Below are 18,918 nucleotides of genomic sequence, written 5' to 3'. Positions count from 1 at the left end.
GCATAGCAAATGACCGACAAAAAAGTTACTCGACTGCGTCGCGCTCGCAAAGCACGCCTGAAAATGCACGAACTCGAAGTCGTGCGTCTCTGCGTGTTCCGCTCTTCGCAGCACATCTACGCCCAGGTCATTTCGGCCGACGGCAACAAAGTCCTGGCAAGCGCCTCGACTTTGGATAAAGAACTGCGTGATGGTGCCACCGGCAACATCGACGCGGCCACTAAGGTTGGCCAGCTGGTCGCTACGCGTGCTAAGGCCGCTGGCGTCTCGCAAGTGGCTTTCGACCGCTCTGGCTTCAAGTACCACGGCCGCGTTAAAGCGCTGGCTGATGCTGCTCGTGAAGCTGGGCTGGAGTTCTAAGTTATGTCAAATAACGACCAAAAGCGCGACGAAGGCTACATCGAGAAGCTGGTTCAAGTTAACCGCGTAGCCAAAACCGTTAAAGGCGGCCGTATCTTCACCTTCACCGCGTTGACCGTGGTTGGTGATGGTAAAGGCCGTGTTGGCTTCGGCCGTGGCAAGTCGCGTGAAGTGCCTGCTGCGATCCAGAAGGCAATGGAAGCTGCTCGCCGCAACATGATCCAGGTTGATCTGAACGGCACCACTCTGCAGTACGCAATGAAGTCCGCTCACGGCGCTTCGAAGGTGTACATGCAGCCTGCTTCTGAAGGTACCGGTATCATCGCTGGCGGCGCTATGCGTGCTGTCCTCGAAGTTGCTGGCGTTCAGAACGTTCTGGCCAAGTGCTACGGCTCGACTAACCCGGTAAACGTGGTTCACGCCACTTTCAAGGGTTTGAAAGCAATGCAGTCTCCTGAATCCATTGCCGCCAAGCGTGGCAAAAGCGTCAAGGAGATCTTCTGATCATGGCTACCGTTAAAGTTACGCTGATCAAAAGCATGACCGGCCGCATCCCTAACCACAAACTGTGCGTTAAGGGTCTGGGTCTGCGTCGCATCGGTCACACTGTAGAAGTCCAGGATACTCCCGAGAATCGCGGGATGATCAACAAGGCTTACTACATGCTGCGTGTCGAGGGTTAATCGATGAAACTCAATGATCTGAGTCCAGCGCCGGGTTCCCGTCGCGAAAAGCATCGTCCGGGCCGTGGTATCGGTAGCGGTTTGGGTAAGACTGGTGGCCGTGGTCACAAAGGTCAGACCTCCCGCTCCGGTGGCACCATTGCTCCAGGCTTTGAAGGCGGTCAACAGCCGCTGCATCGTCGCCTGCCGAAGTTCGGTTTCGTTTCCCTGAAAGCCATGGATCGCGCAGAAGTGCGTTTGTCCGAGCTGGCTAAAGTGGAAGGCGACATCGTCACCGTGCAGTCCCTGAAAGATGCCAACGTGATCAATGTCAACGTACAGCGTGTGAAAATCATGCTGTCCGGTGAAGTGACTCGCGCTGTCACTATCGGCAAGGGAATCGGCGCCACCAAGGGTGCGCGTGCGGCTATCGAAGCAGCTGGCGGCAAGTTCGAGGAATAAATGGCTAAGCAAGGTGCTCTCTCTGCGCTCGGCAAAGGCGGTATGTCTGAACTCTGGGCTCGTCTGCGTTTTCTGTTCCTGGCGATTATCGTCTACCGAATAGGCGCACACATCCCGGTTCCAGGTATCAACCCGGACCGACTCGCGGACCTGTTTCGACAGAATGAGGGGACCATTCTTAGCTTGTTCAACATGTTTTCCGGCGGCGCGCTGGAGCGGATGAGCATCTTTGCACTGGGGATCATGCCGTACATCTCGGCATCGATCATCATGCAACTGATGACCGCCGTCAGCCCGCAGCTGGAGCAGTTGAAGAAGGAAGGTGAAGCTGGCCGTCGCAAGATCAGCCAGTACACCCGCTACGGCACTGTCATCCTCGCCCTTGTTCAGGCTATCGGCATGTCCGTTGGCCTGGCGGGGCAGGGTGTTGCGTTCACTGGTGACTTTGGCTTCCATTTCGTCGCGGTATCCACGTTTGTGGCTGGTGCGATGTTCATGATGTGGCTGGGTGAGCAGATTACTGAGCGTGGTGTTGGCAACGGTATCTCGATGTTGATTTTCGCAGGTATCGTCGCCGGTCTTCCGAGAGCGATCGGGCAGTCTTTCGAGTCTGCACGTCAGGGTGATATCAACATCTTCGCCCTGGTTGCCATCGGTTTGCTGGCAGTAGCGATTATCGGTTTCGTGGTGTTCATTGAGCGTGGTCAGCGTCGTATTGCTGTTCACTACGCCAAGCGTCAGCAGGGCCGCAAGGTCTTCGCTGCGCAGACCAGCCACTTGCCGCTGAAGGTGAACATGGCCGGTGTTATTCCGGCTATTTTCGCGAGCAGCATTTTGCTGTTCCCGGCTTCGTTGGGTGCCTGGTTCGGTCAGTCTGAAGGTATGGGCTGGTTGCAGGACATCTCGCAGTCGATCGCTCCTGGTCAGCCGTTGAATATTCTGCTGTTTAGTGCAGGGATTATTTTCTTCTGCTTCTTCTATACGGCGTTGATGTTCAATCCGAAAGACGTAGCGGAAAACCTGAAGAAGTCCGGTGCCTTTATTCCGGGCATCCGTCCAGGTGAGCAGTCTGCGCGCTACATTGATGGCGTTCTGACTCGCTTGACCATGTTCGGTGCTCTTTACATGACGGCCGTCTGCCTGTTGCCCCAGTTCCTGGTGGTTGCAGCCAACGTACCGTTCTACCTTGGCGGGACCTCGTTGCTGATCGTCGTCGTGGTTGTGATGGACTTCATGTCCCAAGTACAATCGCACCTCGTTTCGCACCAGTACGAATCCCTGATGAAGAAAGCCAACCTGAAGGGTTACGGCAGCGGCATGCTGCGCTGACCCATAAGGTTCGAGGAGTTGGTGATGAAAGTTCGTGCATCGGTGAAAAAGCTGTGCCGTAACTGCAAGATTATTCGCCGCGAAGGTGTTGTTCGAGTAATTTGCAGCGCGGAACCGCGTCACAAACAGCGCCAAGGCTGAGTGTGATTGTGCTTCAAGCCCGGCAGCTAGTGCGCTGCCGGGTTGATTATTTGTTATTACAGCGATATTATCTCGCGCCCTATTTCTTGGCTTCCGGGGCGTAGGTAGCTGTCAATTGGAGTCCCACTGAATGGCCCGTATTGCAGGCGTTAACATTCCAGATAACAAGCATACTGTTATCTCGCTGACCTACATCTATGGTGTTGGTCGCACTACTGCACAGAAAATTTGTGCAGAGACTGGGGTAAACCCAGCAGCAAAGATCAAAGATCTGAGCGACGAGCAAATTGAACAGCTGCGTGGCGAAGTGGCGAAGTTCACCACTGAAGGTGACCTGCGTCGCGAAATCAACATGAAAATCAAGCGCTTGATGGACCTCGGTTGCTATCGCGGTCTGCGTCATCGTCGCGGTCTTCCAGTACGCGGTCAGCGTACCAAGACCAACGCGCGTACCCGTAAAGGTCCGCGTAAGCCGATCCGCAAGTAATCGCCCCAGCGAATCGACAGGAATTTAATCATGGCAAAACCTGCTGCTCGTCCTCGTAAAAAAGTTAAAAAGACAGTGGTTGATGGCATCGCCCACATCCATGCATCTTTTAACAACACCATCGTGACCATCACCGACCGTCAAGGTAACGCTCTTTCCTGGGCTACCTCCGGTGGTTCGGGTTTCCGCGGTTCCCGCAAGTCCACCCCGTTTGCTGCTCAAGTAGCTGCTGAACGTGCTGGTCAAGCTGCGCTGGAATACGGCCTGAAAAACCTCGACGTCAACGTCAAAGGTCCAGGTCCAGGTCGTGAATCCGCAGTCCGCGCTTTGAACGGCTGTGGCTACAAGATCGCCAGCATCACCGACGTGACGCCAATCCCGCACAACGGGTGCCGTCCGCCGAAGAAGCGCCGCGTGTAATCCAGGAGATTGTAAAGAATGGCTCGTTACATTGGTCCAAAATGCAAACTCGCTCGTCGCGAAGGCACCGATCTCTTCCTGAAGAGCGGCGTGCGCGCGATCGAATCGAAGTGCAACATTGAAGCAGCACCTGGTATCCACGGCCAACGCCGCGGTCGCCAGTCCGACTACGGCACCCAACTGCGTGAAAAGCAGAAGGTCCGTCGTATCTACGGCGTTCTCGAGCGTCAATTCAGCGGCTACTACAAAGAAGCTGCTGGCAAGAAAGGTGCAACCGGTGAAAACCTGCTGCAACTGCTCGAATGCCGTCTGGACAACGTTGTATACCGTATGGGCTTTGGTTCGACTCGTGCCGAATCCCGTCAGCTGGTATCGCACAAGTCGATCAGCGTAAACGGTCAGACCGTTAACGTTCCGTCCTACCAGGTTCGTGCTGGTGACGTGGTCGCTGTTCGCGAGAAAGCAAAAAATCAACTTCGCATTGTCCAAGCTCTCGATCTGTGTGCCCAACGTGGCCGCGTAGAATGGGTAGAAGTAGACACTGAGAAGAAGTCGGGCGTTTTCAAGAACGTTCCAGCTCGCAGTGATCTGTCCGCCGACATCAACGAAAGCCTGATTGTCGAGCTCTACTCCAAGTAAGGGCTAGAAAATAGGTGCATCCATGCAGATTTCGGTAAATGAGTTCCTGACACCCCGCCACATTGATGTGCAGGTTGTCAGTCCAACCCGCGCCAAGATCACTCTCGAGCCTCTCGAGCGTGGCTTTGGCCATACCCTGGGCAACGCGCTGCGCCGCATCCTGTTGTCCTCAATGCCCGGCTGTGCAGTAGTCGAGGCCGAGATTGACGGTGTGCTCCACGAGTACAGCGCCATCGAAGGTGTACAGGAAGACGTAATTGAAATCCTGTTGAACCTTAAAGGTCTGGCTATCAAGCTGCACGGTCGTGACGAAGTTACGCTGACCTTGTCGAAGAAGGGTTCGGGGGTGGTTACCGCTGCCGATATTCAGCTGGATCATGATGTCGAGATCGTTAATCCCGATCACGTAATCGCTAACCTGGCGTCTAACGGCGCCCTGAACATGAAGCTCGTAGTAGCTCGTGGTCGTGGTTATGAACCGGCAGACTCGCGTCAGAGCGATGAAGACGAAAGCCGCAGCATCGGTCGCTTGCAGCTTGACTCTTCGTTCAGCCCGGTTCGCCGTATCGCATACGTGGTGGAAAACGCCCGTGTCGAGCAGCGTACTAACCTGGACAAGCTGGTTATTGATCTGGAAACCAACGGTACTCTGGATCCTGAAGAGGCAATTCGCCGCGCTGCAACCATCCTGCAACAGCAGTTGGCTGCGTTCGTCGACCTCAAGGGTGACAGTGAGCCAGTGGTTGTCGAGCAGGAAGACGAGATCGATCCGATCCTGCTTCGCCCGGTTGACGATCTGGAACTGACTGTACGTTCGGCTAACTGCCTTAAGGCGGAAAACATCTACTACATCGGTGACCTGATTCAGCGTACCGAAGTAGAGCTGTTGAAGACTCCGAACCTGGGCAAGAAATCCTTGACTGAAATCAAGGACGTTCTGGCCTCCCGCGGTCTGTCCCTCGGCATGCGCCTCGACAACTGGCCGCCTGCAAGTCTTAAGAAGGACGACAAGGCGACTGCCTGATCGTCGTAATCACCGAACGTAGTGTTTGGTAAGGAATGAACCATGCGTCATCGTAAAAGTGGTCGTCACCTGAGCCGCACCAGCTCGCACCGCAAGGCCATGTTCCAAAACATGGCGGTGTCGCTGTTCGAGCACGAGCTGATCAAAACTACTCTGCCAAAAGCTAAAGAACTGCGCCGCGTTGCCGAGCCGCTGATCACTTTGGCCAAGACAGATAGCGTTGCTAACCGCCGTCTGGCTTTCGACCGTACTCGTTCGAAAGCTATCGTTGGTAAGCTCTTCAACGACCTGGGCAAGCGTTACGCTACCCGTGAGGGTGGCTACCTGCGCATCCTCAAGTGCGGTTTCCGCGCTGGCGACAACGCGCCTATGGCGTACGTCGAGTTGGTTGATCGTGCTACTGCTGGCGAAGCTGTATCTGCCGAGTAAGACGTCAGTCTGAAACAAAGAACCGGGCCTAGTGCCCGGTTTTTTGTGCCTGTAAGAAACGCGCCCTCTGTACAAGCGTCTCCCGCGTCCACGTCGTCATTATGTGATGGGGATGATCATTAGTTTTTCTCTATCGATGTCTGCAAGTTAATGAATTTGTAGCTGTCATATTGATGATCAATACTCCCTCTCAGCCGATAGCCGGCAGTTCAAGACCGACAGAGGAAGGAAGATCGCATGAGCCAAAACAAAACGCTTACCACCGCCAGTGGCGCTCCTGTTGCCGATAACCAGAATTCCCGTTCCGCCGGCCCTCGTGGCCCGCTGCTGCTCGACGACTTTCACCTTATCGAGAAGCTTGCCCACTTCAACCGTGAAAACATCCCTGAGCGCCGTGTACACGCCAAAGGCTCGGGTGCCTACGGTACGTTCACCGTGACCCGCGATATCACTCAATACACCAGCGCGAAGCTGTTTGAGACAGTCGGCAAGCAAACCCCGACTTTCCTGAGGTTTTCCACCGTGGGCGGTGAGCGGGGTTCGGCCGATACCGAGCGTGATCCGCGCGGGTTCGCCTTGAAGTTTTATACCGAGGAAGGCAACTGGGACATCGTCGGCAACAACACCCCCGTGTTCTTCATTCGCGATCCACTGAAGTTCCCGGACTTTATCCACACCCAGAAGCGTTTGCCGCAAAGCAACCTGAAGAGTGCCCAGGCGATGTGGGACTTCTGGTCGCATTCGCCCGAGGCGCTGCACCAGGTCACCATCCTGTTCTCCGACCGGGGTATCCCTGATGGATACCGTCACATGCATGGCTTCGGCAGCCACACTTACAGCCTCATCAACGCTCAAGGTGAGCGTCACTGGGTGAAGTGGCACTACAAGACCAAGCAGGGGATCAAGAACCTTGCTCCAGCGGAGGCTGCGCGCCTGGCGGGCACTGATCCGGATTACGCCCAGCGCGACCTGTTCAATGCCATCGAACAGGGTGATTTCCCGAAATGGCGCGTATGCATCCAGATCATGACCGAAGCTCAGGCAGCGGCGCACTACGAGAACCCCTTTGATGTCACCAAGACCTGGTCGCAGAAAGAGTTTCCACTGATTGAAGTCGGAGAGCTGGAGCTCAATCGCAATCCGCTGAACTACTTTGCTGAAGTCGAGCAAGCGGCATTCGGTCCCAGCAACATGGTCCCAGGTGTTGGCTTATCGCCTGACCGCATGCTGCAAGGTCGAGTATTCGCTTACGCGGATGCTCACCGCTACCGTGTTGGCACCAATCACCAGCAATTGCCGGTTAATGCGCCTCGCAGTCCGGTGAACAGCTACCAGCGTGATGGTTCGATGGCGTTTGGCAGTAACGGCGGTGCGGCACCCAACTACGAGCCGAACAGCTACGTTGAGTCGCCGAAGCAAGCGCCTCGCTATGCGGAGCCGCCATTGGCACTGAGCGGTGCGGCTGATCGCTACGATCACCGCGAGGATACCGACTACTACAGCCATGCCGGCGCGTTGTTCCGCTTGATGACTGGGGAGCAGCAATCATTGCTGGTTAGCAACATTGCCGGTGCGATGGCGGGTGTATCGAGTGATGTGGTTGATCGCCAGTTGCAGCATTTCTACAAGGCTGACCCGGCGTATGGAGAAGCAATCGCAAAGCTGCTCAACGTACAGCTTAACGAAGTCTAAATGAGAAGCAGAACCGCCCTTGTTTGGGCGGTTTTTGCGTTATTTCAGCCGGTTTTCTCAGAATATCTTCGCTTTTATTGCGTCTTGCGAGTGACGATAAGGGCATGTTGGTTCAAACTACAACTTTAAAGCAGGGAGATGTAGGGCGATGCAAGGCCACCCAGATGTGATCGATTACCTCAACACGTTGCTGACCGGCGAACTGGCCGCGCGTGATCAATATTTCGTCCACTCGCGGATGTATGAGGACTGGGGTTTCACCAAGCTCTACGAAAGAATCAACCACGAGATGGAAGAGGAAGCAGGGCACGCTGATGCCCTGATGCGCCGGATTCTGATGCTCGAAGGCACGCCGCGCATGCGTCCGGACGACCTCGACGTCGGCACCACGGTGACAGAGATGCTCGAAGCGGATTTGCGCCTGGAATACAAGGTACGGGCTGCGTTGTGCAAGGGCATCAAGCTCTGCGAACAACACAAGGACTACGTCAGCCGCGAAATGCTGCGGGTTCAATTGCATGACACCGAAGAAGATCACACCTACTGGCTCGAGAAGCAGTTGGGTCTGATCAAGTTGATCGGGCTTGAGAACTACCTGCAATCCCACACCTGATTGCTGCGAATACAAAAAAGCCCCTGTCACTGATGAAGTGACAGGGGCTTTTTCATGGGGGGGTCAAGCCCGATCGCGCTCCAGCAGCGGCTTGAGGTAATAACCGGTATGGGATTGCTTCATCTCTGACACTTCTTCCGGGGTGCCGACGGCAATGATCTGCCCGCCCTTGGAGCCACCCTCCGGCCCCAGGTCCACCAGCCAGTCAGCGGTCTTGATCACGTCCAGGTTGTGTTCGATCACCACCACGGTGTTGCCGTGGTCGCGCAGGCGATGCAACACGTCCAGCAGTTGCTGGATATCCGCGAAGTGCAGACCGGTGGTGGGTTCGTCGAGGATGTAGAGGGTCTTGCCGGTATCGCGCTTGGACAGCTCGCGGGACAGTTTCACCCGTTGGGCTTCACCGCCGGACAGCGTGGTCGCCGATTGCCCCAGCTTGATGTACGACAGGCCGACGTCCATCAATGTTTGCAGCTTGCGCGCCAGGGCCGGTACGGCATCGAAGAACACCCGTGCTTCCTCGATGGTCATCTCGAGGGTTTCGTGGATGCTCTTGCCCTTGTACTTGATCTCAAGGGTCTCGCGGTTGTATCGCTTGCTCTTGCACACGTCGCAGGGCACGTAGATGTCCGGCAGGAAGTGCATCTCGACCTTGATCAGGCCGTCACCCTGACAAGCCTCGCAGCGGCCGCCCTTGACGTTGAAGGAGAATCGCCCCGGACCATAGCCGCGGGAGCGGGACTCCGGTACGCCGGCGAACAACTCGCGGATCGGCGTGAACAAACCGGTGTAGGTCGCCGGGTTGGAGCGCGGTGTACGGCCGATCGGGCTCTGGTCGATGTCGACGACCTTGTCCAGGTGCTCCAGGCCCTTGATGCTGTCGTGGGCGGACGCTTCGAGGGTAGTGGCGCCATTCAGCGCCGTGGCGCTCAAAGGGAACAGGGTGTTGTTGATCAGCGTCGACTTGCCGGAGCCGGACACGCCGGTCACACAGGTCAGCAGGCCGATCGGAATCTCCAGGTCGACATTGCGCAGGTTGTTGCCGCGCGCGCCCTTGAGCGACAGCGTCAGCTTCTTGTTGCGCGGTGTACGTTTGGCCGGGACTTCGATCTTCACCCGGCCCGACAGGTATTTACCCGTCAGCGAGTCCGGGTGAGCCATGACCTCGGCCGGTGTGCCTTCAGCAACGATATGCCCGCCGTGCACGCCAGCGCCCGGGCCGATGTCCACCACGTAGTCGGCCAGGCGGATCGCGTCTTCATCGTGCTCGACCACGATCACCGTGTTACCGATATCGCGCAGGTGCTTGAGGGTGCCCAGCAGCCGGTCGTTATCGCGCTGATGCAGGCCGATGGAGGGTTCGTCGAGGATGTACAGGACGCCCACCAGGCCGGCGCCAATCTGGCTGGCCAGACGAATACGCTGGGCCTCGCCACCGGACAAGGTGTCCGCGCTGCGATCCAGCGACAGGTAGTCGAGGCCGACGTTGACCAGGAACTGCAGACGCTCGCGGATTTCCTTGAGGATCTTGTCGGCAATTTCGCCACGTCGTCCGGTGAGCTTGAGCCCGCCAAAATAATCGGACGCATCGCCGATCGGCAGGTTGGTCACTGCCGGCAGGGTTTTCTCGCCGACCCAGACATGCCGCGCTTCACGCCGCAGGCGGGTGCCACGGCAATCCGGGCACGACTGGGTGCTGAGGAACTTGGCCAGTTCTTCGCGCACCGATGCCGATTCGGTTTCGCGGTAACGGCGTTCCAGGTTCGGCACGATGCCTTCGAACGGGTGCGAGCGTTTGACGATATCGCCACGGTCGTTCAGGTATTTGAAGTCGACGTTTTGCGAACCGCTGCCGTGCAGGATGAATTTCTGCTGATCGGCCGGCAATTCGTTGAACGGAACTTCCAGACTGAACTTGTAGTGCGAGGCCAGCGAGCCGAGCATCTGGAAGTAATAGACGTTACGCCTGTCCCAGCCACGAATCGCCCCTTCGGCCAGGGTCAGTTCGCCATTGACCAGGCGCTTGATGTCGAAGAACTGCTTCACCCCCAGACCATCGCAGGTCGGGCAAGCGCCGGCCGGGTTGTTGAAGGAGAACAGCTTGGGTTCCAGTTCGCTGATCGCGTGGCCGCAGATCGGGCAGGCGAAGCGTGCGGAGAAGATCATCTCTTCACCCGGCTCGTCGTCCATCGGCGCCACCAGGGCGATGCCGTCCGCCAGTTTCAGCGCGGTCTCGAAGGATTCGGCCAGGCGTTGTTGCAGGTCGGCGCGAACCTTGAAGCGGTCGACCACGACATCGATGGTATGTTTTTTCTGCTTGTCGAGCTTGGGAGCTTCGTCCAGCTCATAGAGCTTTCCATTGATTCGGGCGCGGACAAAACCCTGCGCGCGCAGCTCTTCGAAAACCGACAGGTGCTCGCCTTTGCGCTCGCGGATGACCGGCGCCAACAGCATCAGCTTGCTGCCCTCCGGTTCGGCGAGGACCAGGTCGACCATCTGGCTGACGGTCTGCGCTTCAAGCGGGATGTCGTGATCCGGGCAACGGGGAATACCCACGCGTGCATAAAGCAGGCGCAGGTAGTCGTAGATTTCGGTGATAGTGCCGACCGTCGAGCGCGGGTTGTGCGAGGTCGACTTCTGTTCGATGGAGATCGCCGGCGACAGGCCTTCGATAGTGTCGACGTCGGGCTTTTCCATCATCGACAGGAACTGCCGGGCGTAGGCCGATAGCGATTCGACGTAGCGGCGCTGGCCTTCGGCGTACAGGGTATCGAAAGCCAGGGACGACTTGCCGGAGCCGGACAGGCCGGTGATGACGATCAGCTTGTCCCGTGGCAGGGTCAGGTCGATGTTCTTCAGGTTGTGGGTTCGAGCCCCACGAATCAGGATCTTGTCCAAGGTGGCCTCGCTCGGCGGGCGTCGAAAACGTAGGAGTATACGGCCAAATACTGGATGGATGCACACTATCGAATGCTGCTATTGCTGCCTTGCATGAAAGCTCTGTCATCTACACGCGTCAAAGCGTCGCGATATACCCTGCCAATCGATGGGACTGGTAGAATCGCCGCCGGTTCACATGAGGTTTTTCCATGCACGATCCCCACAGCGAGCGCATGAGCGGCAGCGAGACCCGCGCGGCAAGCGGTCTGGCCCTGGTGTTCGCCTTCCGTATGCTTGGCATGTTCATGGTGTTGCCGGTTTTGGCGACCTATGGAATGGACCTGGCAGGAGCGACCCCTGCCCTTATCGGGCTGGCGATTGGCGCTTACGGCCTGACCCAGGCGATTTTCCAGATTCCATTCGGTTTCATTTCCGATCGCATCGGCCGCCGCCCGGTGATTTACATCGGGTTGATTATCTTCGCACTCGGCAGTGTGCTGGCGGCCAATGCCGATTCGATCTGGGGCGTGATCGCCGGGCGAATCCTGCAAGGTGCCGGGGCGATTTCAGCCGCGGTCATGGCCTTGTTGTCAGACCTGACCCGGGAGCAGCATCGGACCAAAGCCATGGCCATGATCGGCATGACCATCGGTCTGTCGTTCGCCGTCGCCATGGTGGTCGGCCCGTTGCTGACCCGCGCTTTTGGTCTGTCCGGGTTGTTCCTCGCCACGGGCGGCATGGCGCTGCTCGGCATTTTGATCGTCATGTTCATGGTGCCGCGCTCTACCGGGACATTGCAGCATCGCGAGTCCGGTGTTGCGCGCCAGGCATTGATGCCGACGCTCAAGCACCCGGACCTGCTACGGCTGGACCTGGGTATTTTTGTGTTGCACGCGATGTTGATGTCCAGCTTCGTCGCCTTGCCGCTGGCGCTGGTCGAGAAAGCCGGGCTGCCCAAAGAGCAGCACTGGTGGGTGTACCTGACCGCGTTGCTGATTTCTTTCTTCGCCATGATCCCGTTCATTATCTACGGCGAGAAGAAACGCAAAATGAAACGAGTTTTACTCGGCGCCGTCGTGACGCTGATGTTTACTGAGCTATTCTTCTGGCAGTTCGGCGACAGCTTGCGGGCTCTGGTGATCGGTACGGTGGTGTTCTTCACCGCGTTCAATCTGCTGGAAGCTTCGTTGCCATCGCTGATCAGCAAGGTTTCACCGGCCGGCGGCAAGGGCACGGCGATGGGGGTTTATTCCACCAGCCAGTTCCTCGGGTCGGCATTGGGCGGCATTCTTGGCGGTTGGCTGTTCCAGCATGGCGGTCTGTCGGTTGTGTTCCTCGGATGCGCCGGTCTGGCTGCCCTCTGGCTGGCCTTTGCTGTTACCATGCGCGAACCTCCCTACGTCACGAGCCTGCGCTTGCCGTTGTCGCCCGAGGCGATCCGCGAAGCGGGTCTGGTCGAGCGCCTGAAGGCGGTCGTAGGGATAACAGATGCAGTCATCGTCGCGGAAGAGGCGGCGATTTACATCAAACTGGACACCGAACTATTGGATCGCACCACCCTTGAGAGCCTGGTGAACAACCCGGCCGGGGCAGCGTGCGTAGCCTAGGAGAACGTTATGGCCCGTGGGGTTAACAAAGTCATATTGGTCGGCACTTGCGGCCAGGATCCCGAAGTTCGCTACTTGCCTAACGGTAACGCCGTGACCAACCTGAGTCTGGCGACCAGCGAACAGTGGACCGACAAGCAAACCGGTCAGAAAGTTGAAAAGACCGAATGGCACCGTGTGTCGATGTTCGGCAAGGTTGCAGAAATCGCTGGCGAATACCTGCGTAAAGGTTCTCAGGTCTACATCGAAGGCAAGCTGCAGACCCGCGAGTGGGAAAAAGACGGTATCAAGCGTTACACCACCGAAATCGTGGTCGACATGCAAGGCACCATGCAACTGCTGGGCGGCCGTCCACAGGGCGACCAGCAAGGCCAGGGCGGTGGTAACAACTACCAGCAGTCCGCGCCACGCCAGCAGGCTCCACGTCCACAGCAGTCGGCGCCGCAACAGTCGCGCCCGGCTCCACAGCAGGCCGCTCCTCAGCCGGCTCCGGATTTCGACAGCTTTGATGACGATATCCCGTTCTGATTCTTTCACCAAAGAATAGAACCTGAAAAAGCCCGGCCTCCCTATGGATGCCGGGCTTTTTGCATTTTTACCAGGGCATTCCTCGCCGGGATCGAGGATCGTCCAGCCGTCAGCGCGCAGTGATACTCTGCTATGGGTCCAGACCCTGTGCAGAGTTGCCCTATGGATCGCCTGTCTACGTTGTTGTCACAGTTCGGCGTGCGCGCGAACCTGTTTTACAGCGGCATGCTTTGCGGCGTGGCGTCCTACGATGGCGCCGACCAGCGCGGTCATATTCACCTGTTGCAGACCGGCTCTGTCACGTTGAAAGGCCCAGGGAGGAGTGAGTTGTTGATCACTCGCCCCAGCCTGATTTTCCTGCCACGCCCCAGTCGACATCAGCTCATCGCCAGTGAGACTGAAGGTGCTCAGCTGTTATGTGCGTCGATGCTGTTCGATGGCGGCGCCAGCAATCCGATATCTGCTTCGCTCCCCGATCTTCTGGTGTTGCCCCAGGATGAGCTGCCGTTGCTGGCCGACACCCTGAGATGGCTGTTCGGTGAAGCTGGCGCCGGGCATTGCGGCAGGGAGGCCGTGCTTGATCGTTTGTTCGAACTGTTGATCATCCTGCTGTTCCGGCATTTGCTCGACCACCATCAGTTGAGCACCGGCATGATGGCCGGGTTGGCCGATGTGCGGCTGTCGCGCTCGCTGATACAGATGCACAACCAACCTCAGCGGGCCTGGTCAGTGGCCGAGTTGGCAAATGAATCGAACATGTCCCGCGCCGCTTATGCCGTGCATTTCCGCGCGGTCCTGGGGCAAACACCGTTGGATTATCTTCTGAGCTGGCGGATCAGTCTGGCGCAGAAGCGCCTGCGGGAGGGGCGGCCGATTACGCTGATCGCCGATGAGGTGGGCTATGAAAGTCCGTCGGCCCTTGCCCGTGCGTTTCGCCGCAAGACCGGCTGCAGTCCACGGGACTGGATGAAATCCCTGGCCCTTGAGGGCCGCGTACTGGCTGGTGATGGCGATGACCTGAATGCATCGAGCTGATTCAGGCCATCGGCGGGTGAAGTTGTCAGCTCAAGGGGTTTCCAGTCGGGTCAGCGAATGGCCCGCCACGAACAGGGAGGCGGCAAACAAGCCGATGTCCTTGAGCAGGAACTGGCCTGGCGCGACCGAAATGGCCGGGAAACCAAGGCCGGGCTCAATCACGCCGGGGGTCGAGAACATAAAGCTCAAGGTGGTGAAAAACAGCCCGGCCGACAAGGCGCCCCCGATCAAGGAAAGCTTTGGCGACAGCAGGCGACCCGCAATCAGCACACCGATGGAGATCTCCAGAACGCCAAGCAAACTGGAAAACAGATCGACACTGAAAATGTTATAGACCCATCCCAGGAAGGGGCTGTTGCTTACCAGTGGCACCAGTCCCTCTGCTTCATAGTGGGTGAATTTCATTCCCCCGAACCAGAAGTAGATAACGGCGAGGGCGAAGTAAATGCCGTAGGTCCCTAGCGTCATGGTGGTGAGTCCGAGGGATGTTTTTTTCGACAGGCTGTCAGTGCTGATATTCATGCTGTTCATTGTTCAGGCTTCCAGTGAGTTATCCAGAAAGTGGCATGGGTGAAAGCAACATCCCCCGCGTATGCGTTGGGAGTAGAGTGATTGTTGGCTTCGGCATGACTTTTCAGGATGCTGGCGGTATTGCGTTTGATGCAGATCGTCCAGACTCACCGGCAATTAAAAGCCCATGGCAGGTGAGGCCATGGGCTTTTTCATTTTTGCTGTCTTGTCCTGAATAAGGTTTACAGCTTCCGGCTTCTTGTCAGGTACTCGTTGGTCGAGACCACGCCGGCATAGGCAAACGCCAGGGCCGCCATGAACGCCGCATGAACCTGCGCCGCCGGAACCGTCACGCCATTGAACTCCAGGTCACGGGTGGCGCAGGCGTCGTGGATCACAGTGACCGTATAGCCAAAATCCGCCGCCGCCCGGGTGATGCCGTCGACGCACATGTGGCTCATGCTGCCCACGACCACCAGTTCCTTGATGCCTTGTTCGTCGAGGATCGATTTCAGTTCGGTTTCGCGGAACGAGTTGACGAAGTGTTTGAGCACCACCGGTTCGTCGGCACGGTTGAGCACTTTCGGGTGCAACTTCGCGCCCTCGGAGTTCGGGGTGAAAAACGGCGCATCTTCAGAGGTGAATTCGTGGCGAATGTGCACCACTGAATCCCCTGCGTCGCGGAAGGCCTTGATCAGGCGGACGGCGTTGTCGGCGGCGGCGTCAGCACCGACCAGCGGCCACTTGCCTTGGGGGAAGTAGTCGTTCTGGATATCGACTAGGATGAGCGCTTGCTTGGCCATGACTGTTTCCTCGAAGTGTGTGTTGGTGTGGAATGAAGTATTGGCTCTGGCAGGCGATCCGAGGATTGGCCGCACCGACAATAGAAGGGGGAAAACTGACAATGGACGCAGAAAGGGCAATCGCCGAACTCGGTGTACTGATCTATCCCGGCGCGCAGATGGCGGCGGTGCATGGTTTGACGGATTTGTTCGGGGTGGCCAACCGGATCGCCGCCGAACATCAGTCTGCGCAGTTGCCGCTGTTGCGGGTCAGCCATTGGCAGGTCGAGGGTGATCAGGCGCCGGTTCGGGTCTTCGACAGCCATCCTGGCCCGGAGCGCGCCCTGGTGGCCGTGTTGATTCCGCCGTCGATCGGCGGTTTTTCCGAGGGCCAGGCGCCACAGGGATTGATTCGCTGGTTGCGTGAGCAACATGCCAGCGGCGCGACACTGGGCGGGGTTTGCGTGGGCTCTATCCTGTTGGCCGAAAGCGGTCTGCTCGACGGTCGTAGCGCCACCACTCACTGGACCTCGGCCAAAGCTTTCGCCGAACGTTATCCGGCGATCCGGCTCAAGGCCGATACGCCGATTGTCGATGACGGCGACCTGATTACCACCGCCGGGCTGATGGCCTGGTCGGAACTGGGTCTGCGCCTGGTCAACCGGCTGCTGGGGCCGAGCATCGCCACCAACACCGCGCGTTTTCTGGTGGTGGAACACAGCGATAGCGCCAGTGAGTGCGGCAGCAACTTTGCGCCGATCCTCAGTCATGGCGATGCGACGATCCTCAAGGTGCAACACTGGCTGCAAAGCACCGGAGCGACCGATGTGTCGCTGGCGGCGATGGCCGAAAAGGCAGGGCTGGAAGAACGCACCTTCCTGCGACGCTTTCGCGCGGCCACCGGGCTCAAACCCACCGAATACTGCCAGCACCTGCGAGTTGGCAAGGCCCGGGAAATGCTTGAGTTCACCAACGGCACCATCGACCACATCGCCTGGACCGTGGGTTATCAGGACCCCGGTGCGTTTCGCGCAACGTTCAGGAAAATCACCGGGTTGGCGCCGAGTGATTATCGGACACGTTTTGGGGTGAACTCTGGATCGGTCGCGCGGTAGTCGCATCACCTCGATTCCCTGTGGGAGCGAGCTTGCTCGCGATAGCTGTGTGTCTGCTACATAAATGTTGAATGTCATTCCCTCATCGCGAGCAAGCTCGCTCCCACAGGGGCGGGCGTGTGGGCTGGAATCGTGCAAAATGCCGGAGTATCAAAGGGCGTCGTGCAGAATAAAACAGGCCACATGCCATCACTCCCTGCGCAACGGGCTGATTTAAAACCCCTTTTCCCTCAACGGGCCTTGGCCTGATCTCTGCACCCCTTCAGCTACATTCATCAAACGTCGATTGAAGGGGGATGCATGACCCCGGCAAACCGCAGGAAACTGGTGGTCGCCCATTCGGTGCTCGCCGACGCGCCAGTGCATGAAGTTGAAACCAACCGCGCACTGGCCCGCTGGCTGGCGCAGATACTGGGGCTCAAGTACGGCGGCAGCTACGACCCGCAACTGCATGCAGGGCGAGACCTCTACCTGTTGCCGACCCAGACCCTTGTGGGCGCTGCGGCTGCCCGGCAACTGGGGGTCAAGGGCCCGGAGGATTTGTGGGGTGGTTATGTCGACCACGACTTCATCTGCACCAAAGCGATCAGTCACGGATTGCTCAACCACCATGCCCATGCGCCGCGAGGCTGGGCTCCGTTGTTTTCCGAGCGGGTGCGCAGCGTGGTGCTCGACGGTCTCAGCGTGTTTTCCCTGAAGGATGCGCGCCCGGCGGCGGAGCATTTGCTGTACACCGGGCCGATCCGCCTGAAACCGATTCATGCCTGTGCCGGACGTGGTCAGGAAGTGATCAAAAGCCTCGACGAGTTCGATGACCTGCTTGCCCAGCCCGAGGCCGAGGCGATGTTCAGCGAAGGCGTGGTGCTCGAACAGGACCTGGACCAGGTGATCACCCACAGCGTCGGCCAGAGTTTTATCGGCGCAAAGGTACTCAGTTATTGCGGTGATCAATATTTGACCGAGGACGCTCAGGGTGAACAGGTGTATGGCGGGTCCAACCTGCTGGTGGTGCCAGGCGGCTATGACGAATTGTTGAAGCTGGATCTGCCGGAAGACGTGCAACTGGCGATCCGCCAGGCACAGGTGTTCGACAGCGCGGCGGATGAAGCCTACCCAGGTTTCTATGCCTCACGGCGCAACTACGACATCGCCCAGGGCGTCGGCAGCGATGGCCGGCCACGCAGCGGTGTGCTCGAACAATCCTGGCGCATGGGCGGAGCCAGCAGCGCCGAGGTCGCGGCCTTGCAGAATTTCGTCAACGATCCGGGGATGTGCGCGATTCGTGTGTCTTCGGTGGAAACCTACATCGACCAGCCGCTGCCGGCGGACGCCATCGAGGTGTACCGCGGGCCGGCGCAGGCCAGTGACTTTCTCCTCAAGTACGTGACGGTTAAACCCTATGACGGCTAGAAGCGAATCCATTCAGATCGACATCGACGACGAACAGATGAGCGGGACCTTCCTGAGTCCCAAATCGAAAGTCCCCGGCGTGCTCTTTGTGCACGGTTGGGGCGGCAGCCAGGAGCGGGATCTGGAACGCGCCAAAGGTATCGCCGGGTTGGGGTGCGTGTGCCTGACCTTTGACCTGCGCGGGCACACCGGTGGCACCGGCATTCCATTGTCCCGGGTGACCCGGGAAGACAATTTGCGCGACCTGCTGGCGGCCTATGACCGCTTGCTCGCGCACCCGGCCCTCGATACCTCGGCGATTGCCGTGGTCGGCACCAGTTATGGGGGGTATCTGGCCTCGATTCTGACCTCGCTGAGGCCCGTGCGCTGGCTGGCGCTGCGGGTGCCGGCGCTGTATCGCGACGAGCAATGGCACGCGCCGAAACGCGACCTGGACAAGCTGGATCTGCGTGATTACCGAAGCACTCTGGTGCGTGCCGACAGCAATCGTGCCTTGCACGCCTGCTCGCAATTCACCGGGGATGTCCTGTTGGTGCAGTCCGAGACCGACGACTACGTGCCCCATTCGACGATCATGAGTTACCGCGCGGCGTGTCAGCAGACTCACTCGCTGACCCATCGCATTATCGATGGCGCCGACCATGCGCTGAGCGACCCGGTTTCGCAGCAGGCCTACACCTCGATCCTTGTCGGCTGGATTACCGAGATGGTGGTGGGGGAGCGTTTGAGCATTATTCAATCATCCTGATATTGGGGTGTTCTTGCGGGCCCCTTCGCGGGCAAGCCCGCTCCC

General features: G+C 58.2%; 22 protein-coding genes. 19 read left to right on the top strand and 3 right to left on the bottom strand.

What is annotated here, in order from left to right; genetic code table 11:
* Positions 1-9: 9 nt before the first annotated feature.
* The 13 genes from rplR to bfr all read left to right on the top strand — a co-directional run bounded on the left by rplR (position 10) and on the right by bfr (position 8,258).
* On the top strand, positions 10-360 hold the full coding sequence (gene rplR, locus PspS34_RS25080; protein ID WP_003186037.1) for a 50S ribosomal protein L18: 351 nt from the start codon (positions 10-12) through the stop codon (positions 358-360).
* 3 nt (positions 361-363) lie between these two features.
* On the top strand, positions 364-864 hold the full coding sequence (gene rpsE, locus PspS34_RS25075) for a 30S ribosomal protein S5 (protein WP_003186035.1): 501 nt from the start codon (positions 364-366) through the stop codon (positions 862-864).
* A 2-nt stretch (positions 865-866) separates the two neighbouring features.
* A complete protein-coding gene (gene rpmD / locus PspS34_RS25070) occupies positions 867-1,043 on the top strand; it encodes a 50S ribosomal protein L30 (protein ID WP_003176408.1) in 177 nt (58 codons plus the stop codon).
* Positions 1,044-1,046: 3 nt separating this feature from the next.
* Positions 1,047-1,484, top strand: a complete 438-nt coding sequence (gene rplO, locus PspS34_RS25065; protein WP_003228720.1) for a 50S ribosomal protein L15 — start codon at positions 1,047-1,049, stop codon at positions 1,482-1,484.
* Positions 1,485-2,813 (top strand): preprotein translocase subunit SecY, encoded by a 1,329-nt coding sequence (gene secY / locus PspS34_RS25060; RefSeq protein ID WP_003210064.1) that lies wholly within the window; start codon positions 1,485-1,487, stop codon positions 2,811-2,813.
* Positions 2,814-2,837: 24 nt separating this feature from the next.
* Entirely contained in the window at positions 2,838-2,954 is a 117-nt protein-coding gene (rpmJ, locus tag PspS34_RS25055) for a 50S ribosomal protein L36 (RefSeq protein ID WP_002555468.1), read from the top strand.
* Between the two features lie 130 nt (positions 2,955-3,084).
* Positions 3,085-3,441, top strand: a complete 357-nt coding sequence (gene rpsM, locus PspS34_RS25050) for a 30S ribosomal protein S13 (RefSeq protein ID WP_009045849.1) — start codon at positions 3,085-3,087, stop codon at positions 3,439-3,441.
* A gap of 30 nt (positions 3,442-3,471) precedes the next feature.
* Complete coding sequence (rpsK, locus tag PspS34_RS25045) at positions 3,472-3,861, top strand: 30S ribosomal protein S11 (protein WP_002555466.1); 390 nt, start codon at positions 3,472-3,474, stop codon at positions 3,859-3,861.
* A gap of 18 nt (positions 3,862-3,879) precedes the next feature.
* A complete protein-coding gene (gene rpsD, locus PspS34_RS25040) occupies positions 3,880-4,500 on the top strand; it encodes a 30S ribosomal protein S4 (protein WP_003176404.1) in 621 nt (206 codons plus the stop codon).
* Between the two features lie 22 nt (positions 4,501-4,522).
* Positions 4,523-5,524: a DNA-directed RNA polymerase subunit alpha gene (gene rpoA / locus PspS34_RS25035; RefSeq protein ID WP_007970428.1), complete on the top strand. Its 1,002-nt coding sequence runs from the start codon at positions 4,523-4,525 to the stop codon at positions 5,522-5,524.
* 42 nt (positions 5,525-5,566) lie between these two features.
* A complete protein-coding gene (gene rplQ, locus PspS34_RS25030; protein ID WP_007970429.1) occupies positions 5,567-5,953 on the top strand; it encodes a 50S ribosomal protein L17 in 387 nt (128 codons plus the stop codon).
* A gap of 237 nt (positions 5,954-6,190) precedes the next feature.
* A complete protein-coding gene (locus PspS34_RS25025) occupies positions 6,191-7,645 on the top strand; it encodes a catalase (protein WP_154862080.1) in 1,455 nt (484 codons plus the stop codon).
* 148 nt (positions 7,646-7,793) lie between these two features.
* Entirely contained in the window at positions 7,794-8,258 is a 465-nt protein-coding gene (bfr, locus tag PspS34_RS25020; RefSeq protein WP_008053867.1) for a bacterioferritin, read from the top strand.
* 63 nt (positions 8,259-8,321) lie between these two features.
* On the opposite strand, the gene uvrA is transcribed toward bfr, so the two are convergent.
* A complete protein-coding gene (gene uvrA, locus PspS34_RS25015) occupies positions 8,322-11,156 on the bottom strand; it encodes an excinuclease ABC subunit UvrA (protein ID WP_150814486.1) in 2,835 nt (944 codons plus the stop codon).
* A gap of 191 nt (positions 11,157-11,347) precedes the next feature.
* On the opposite strand from uvrA, the gene PspS34_RS25010 reads away from it, so the two are divergent.
* The 3 genes from PspS34_RS25010 (at position 11,348) to PspS34_RS25000 (ending at position 14,308) form a co-directional block, all read left to right on the top strand.
* Positions 11,348-12,745 (top strand): MFS transporter, encoded by a 1,398-nt coding sequence (locus tag PspS34_RS25010; RefSeq protein ID WP_154862081.1) that lies wholly within the window; start codon positions 11,348-11,350, stop codon positions 12,743-12,745.
* A 9-nt stretch (positions 12,746-12,754) separates the two neighbouring features.
* Entirely contained in the window at positions 12,755-13,273 is a 519-nt protein-coding gene (locus PspS34_RS25005) for a single-stranded DNA-binding protein (protein WP_007984430.1), read from the top strand.
* Positions 13,274-13,435: 162 nt separating this feature from the next.
* Entirely contained in the window at positions 13,436-14,308 is an 873-nt protein-coding gene (locus PspS34_RS25000; RefSeq protein WP_154862082.1) for an AraC family transcriptional regulator, read from the top strand.
* A gap of 30 nt (positions 14,309-14,338) precedes the next feature.
* Here the strand turns inward: PspS34_RS25000 and PspS34_RS24995 are convergent, their stop codons facing one another.
* Together PspS34_RS24995 and PspS34_RS24990 are read right to left on the bottom strand one after the other, a co-directional pair.
* Positions 14,339-14,839: a DUF417 family protein gene (locus tag PspS34_RS24995; RefSeq protein WP_154862083.1), complete on the bottom strand. Its 501-nt coding sequence runs from the start codon at positions 14,837-14,839 to the stop codon at positions 14,339-14,341.
* A 221-nt stretch (positions 14,840-15,060) separates the two neighbouring features.
* Positions 15,061-15,621 carry a cysteine hydrolase family protein gene (locus PspS34_RS24990; RefSeq protein WP_154862084.1) on the bottom strand — a complete coding sequence of 187 codons (561 nt, stop codon included), beginning with the start codon at positions 15,619-15,621 and terminating at the stop codon, positions 15,061-15,063.
* 101 nt (positions 15,622-15,722) lie between these two features.
* Between PspS34_RS24990 and PspS34_RS24985 the strand changes: the two genes are divergently transcribed.
* The 3 genes from PspS34_RS24985 (at position 15,723) to PspS34_RS24975 (ending at position 18,873) form a co-directional block, all read left to right on the top strand.
* Positions 15,723-16,715 (top strand): GlxA family transcriptional regulator, encoded by a 993-nt coding sequence (locus PspS34_RS24985; protein ID WP_154862085.1) that lies wholly within the window; start codon positions 15,723-15,725, stop codon positions 16,713-16,715.
* A 300-nt stretch (positions 16,716-17,015) separates the two neighbouring features.
* Complete coding sequence (locus PspS34_RS24980) at positions 17,016-18,125, top strand: DUF3182 family protein (protein WP_150814481.1); 1,110 nt, start codon at positions 17,016-17,018, stop codon at positions 18,123-18,125.
* Complete coding sequence (locus PspS34_RS24975) at positions 18,115-18,873, top strand: alpha/beta fold hydrolase (protein ID WP_057713108.1); 759 nt, start codon at positions 18,115-18,117, stop codon at positions 18,871-18,873. The genes PspS34_RS24980 and PspS34_RS24975 overlap by 11 nt, the downstream gene beginning before the upstream one ends.
* Positions 18,874-18,918: the final 45 nt, after the last annotated feature.

The sequence above is a fragment of the Pseudomonas sp. S34 genome (assembly GCF_009866745.1).
Lineage (GTDB): Bacteria > Pseudomonadota > Gammaproteobacteria > Pseudomonadales > Pseudomonadaceae > Aquipseudomonas > Aquipseudomonas jessenii.
Note: the sequence above shows the minus strand (reverse complement) of the source record. Positions and strands in the feature narration are given on the sequence as shown.

Bases quoted from the DNA above. Each gene is read 5' to 3' on its own strand.
- PspS34_RS25005 (WP_007984430.1), top strand. From the start codon at position 12,755: ATGGCCCGTGGGGTTAACAAAGTCATATTGGTCGGCACTTGCGGCCAG.
- rpsE (WP_003186035.1), top strand. From the start codon at position 364: ATGTCAAATAACGACCAAAAGCGCGACGAAGGCTACATCGAGAAGCTG.
- PspS34_RS24995 (WP_154862083.1), bottom strand. From the start codon at position 14,839: ATGAACAGCATGAATATCAGCACTGACAGCCTGTCGAAAAAAACATCC.
- rplQ (WP_007970429.1), top strand. From the start codon at position 5,567: ATGCGTCATCGTAAAAGTGGTCGTCACCTGAGCCGCACCAGCTCGCAC.
- bfr (WP_008053867.1), top strand. From the start codon at position 7,794: ATGCAAGGCCACCCAGATGTGATCGATTACCTCAACACGTTGCTGACC.
- rpmJ (WP_002555468.1), top strand. From the start codon at position 2,838: ATGAAAGTTCGTGCATCGGTGAAAAAGCTGTGCCGTAACTGCAAGATT.
- PspS34_RS24985 (WP_154862085.1), top strand. From the start codon at position 15,723: ATGGACGCAGAAAGGGCAATCGCCGAACTCGGTGTACTGATCTATCCC.
- PspS34_RS25025 (WP_154862080.1), top strand. From the start codon at position 6,191: ATGAGCCAAAACAAAACGCTTACCACCGCCAGTGGCGCTCCTGTTGCC.
- rplR (WP_003186037.1), top strand. From the start codon at position 10: ATGACCGACAAAAAAGTTACTCGACTGCGTCGCGCTCGCAAAGCACGC.
- rpsM (WP_009045849.1), top strand. From the start codon at position 3,085: ATGGCCCGTATTGCAGGCGTTAACATTCCAGATAACAAGCATACTGTT.
- rplO (WP_003228720.1), top strand. From the start codon at position 1,047: ATGAAACTCAATGATCTGAGTCCAGCGCCGGGTTCCCGTCGCGAAAAG.
- PspS34_RS25010 (WP_154862081.1), top strand. From the start codon at position 11,348: ATGCACGATCCCCACAGCGAGCGCATGAGCGGCAGCGAGACCCGCGCG.
- PspS34_RS24990 (WP_154862084.1), bottom strand. From the start codon at position 15,621: ATGGCCAAGCAAGCGCTCATCCTAGTCGATATCCAGAACGACTACTTC.
- PspS34_RS25000 (WP_154862082.1), top strand. From the start codon at position 13,436: ATGGATCGCCTGTCTACGTTGTTGTCACAGTTCGGCGTGCGCGCGAAC.
- PspS34_RS24975 (WP_057713108.1), top strand. From the start codon at position 18,115: ATGACGGCTAGAAGCGAATCCATTCAGATCGACATCGACGACGAACAG.
- PspS34_RS24980 (WP_150814481.1), top strand. From the start codon at position 17,016: ATGACCCCGGCAAACCGCAGGAAACTGGTGGTCGCCCATTCGGTGCTC.
- rpsD (WP_003176404.1), top strand. From the start codon at position 3,880: ATGGCTCGTTACATTGGTCCAAAATGCAAACTCGCTCGTCGCGAAGGC.
- rpoA (WP_007970428.1), top strand. From the start codon at position 4,523: ATGCAGATTTCGGTAAATGAGTTCCTGACACCCCGCCACATTGATGTG.
- rpsK (WP_002555466.1), top strand. From the start codon at position 3,472: ATGGCAAAACCTGCTGCTCGTCCTCGTAAAAAAGTTAAAAAGACAGTG.
- rpmD (WP_003176408.1), top strand. From the start codon at position 867: ATGGCTACCGTTAAAGTTACGCTGATCAAAAGCATGACCGGCCGCATC.
- secY (WP_003210064.1), top strand. From the start codon at position 1,485: ATGGCTAAGCAAGGTGCTCTCTCTGCGCTCGGCAAAGGCGGTATGTCT.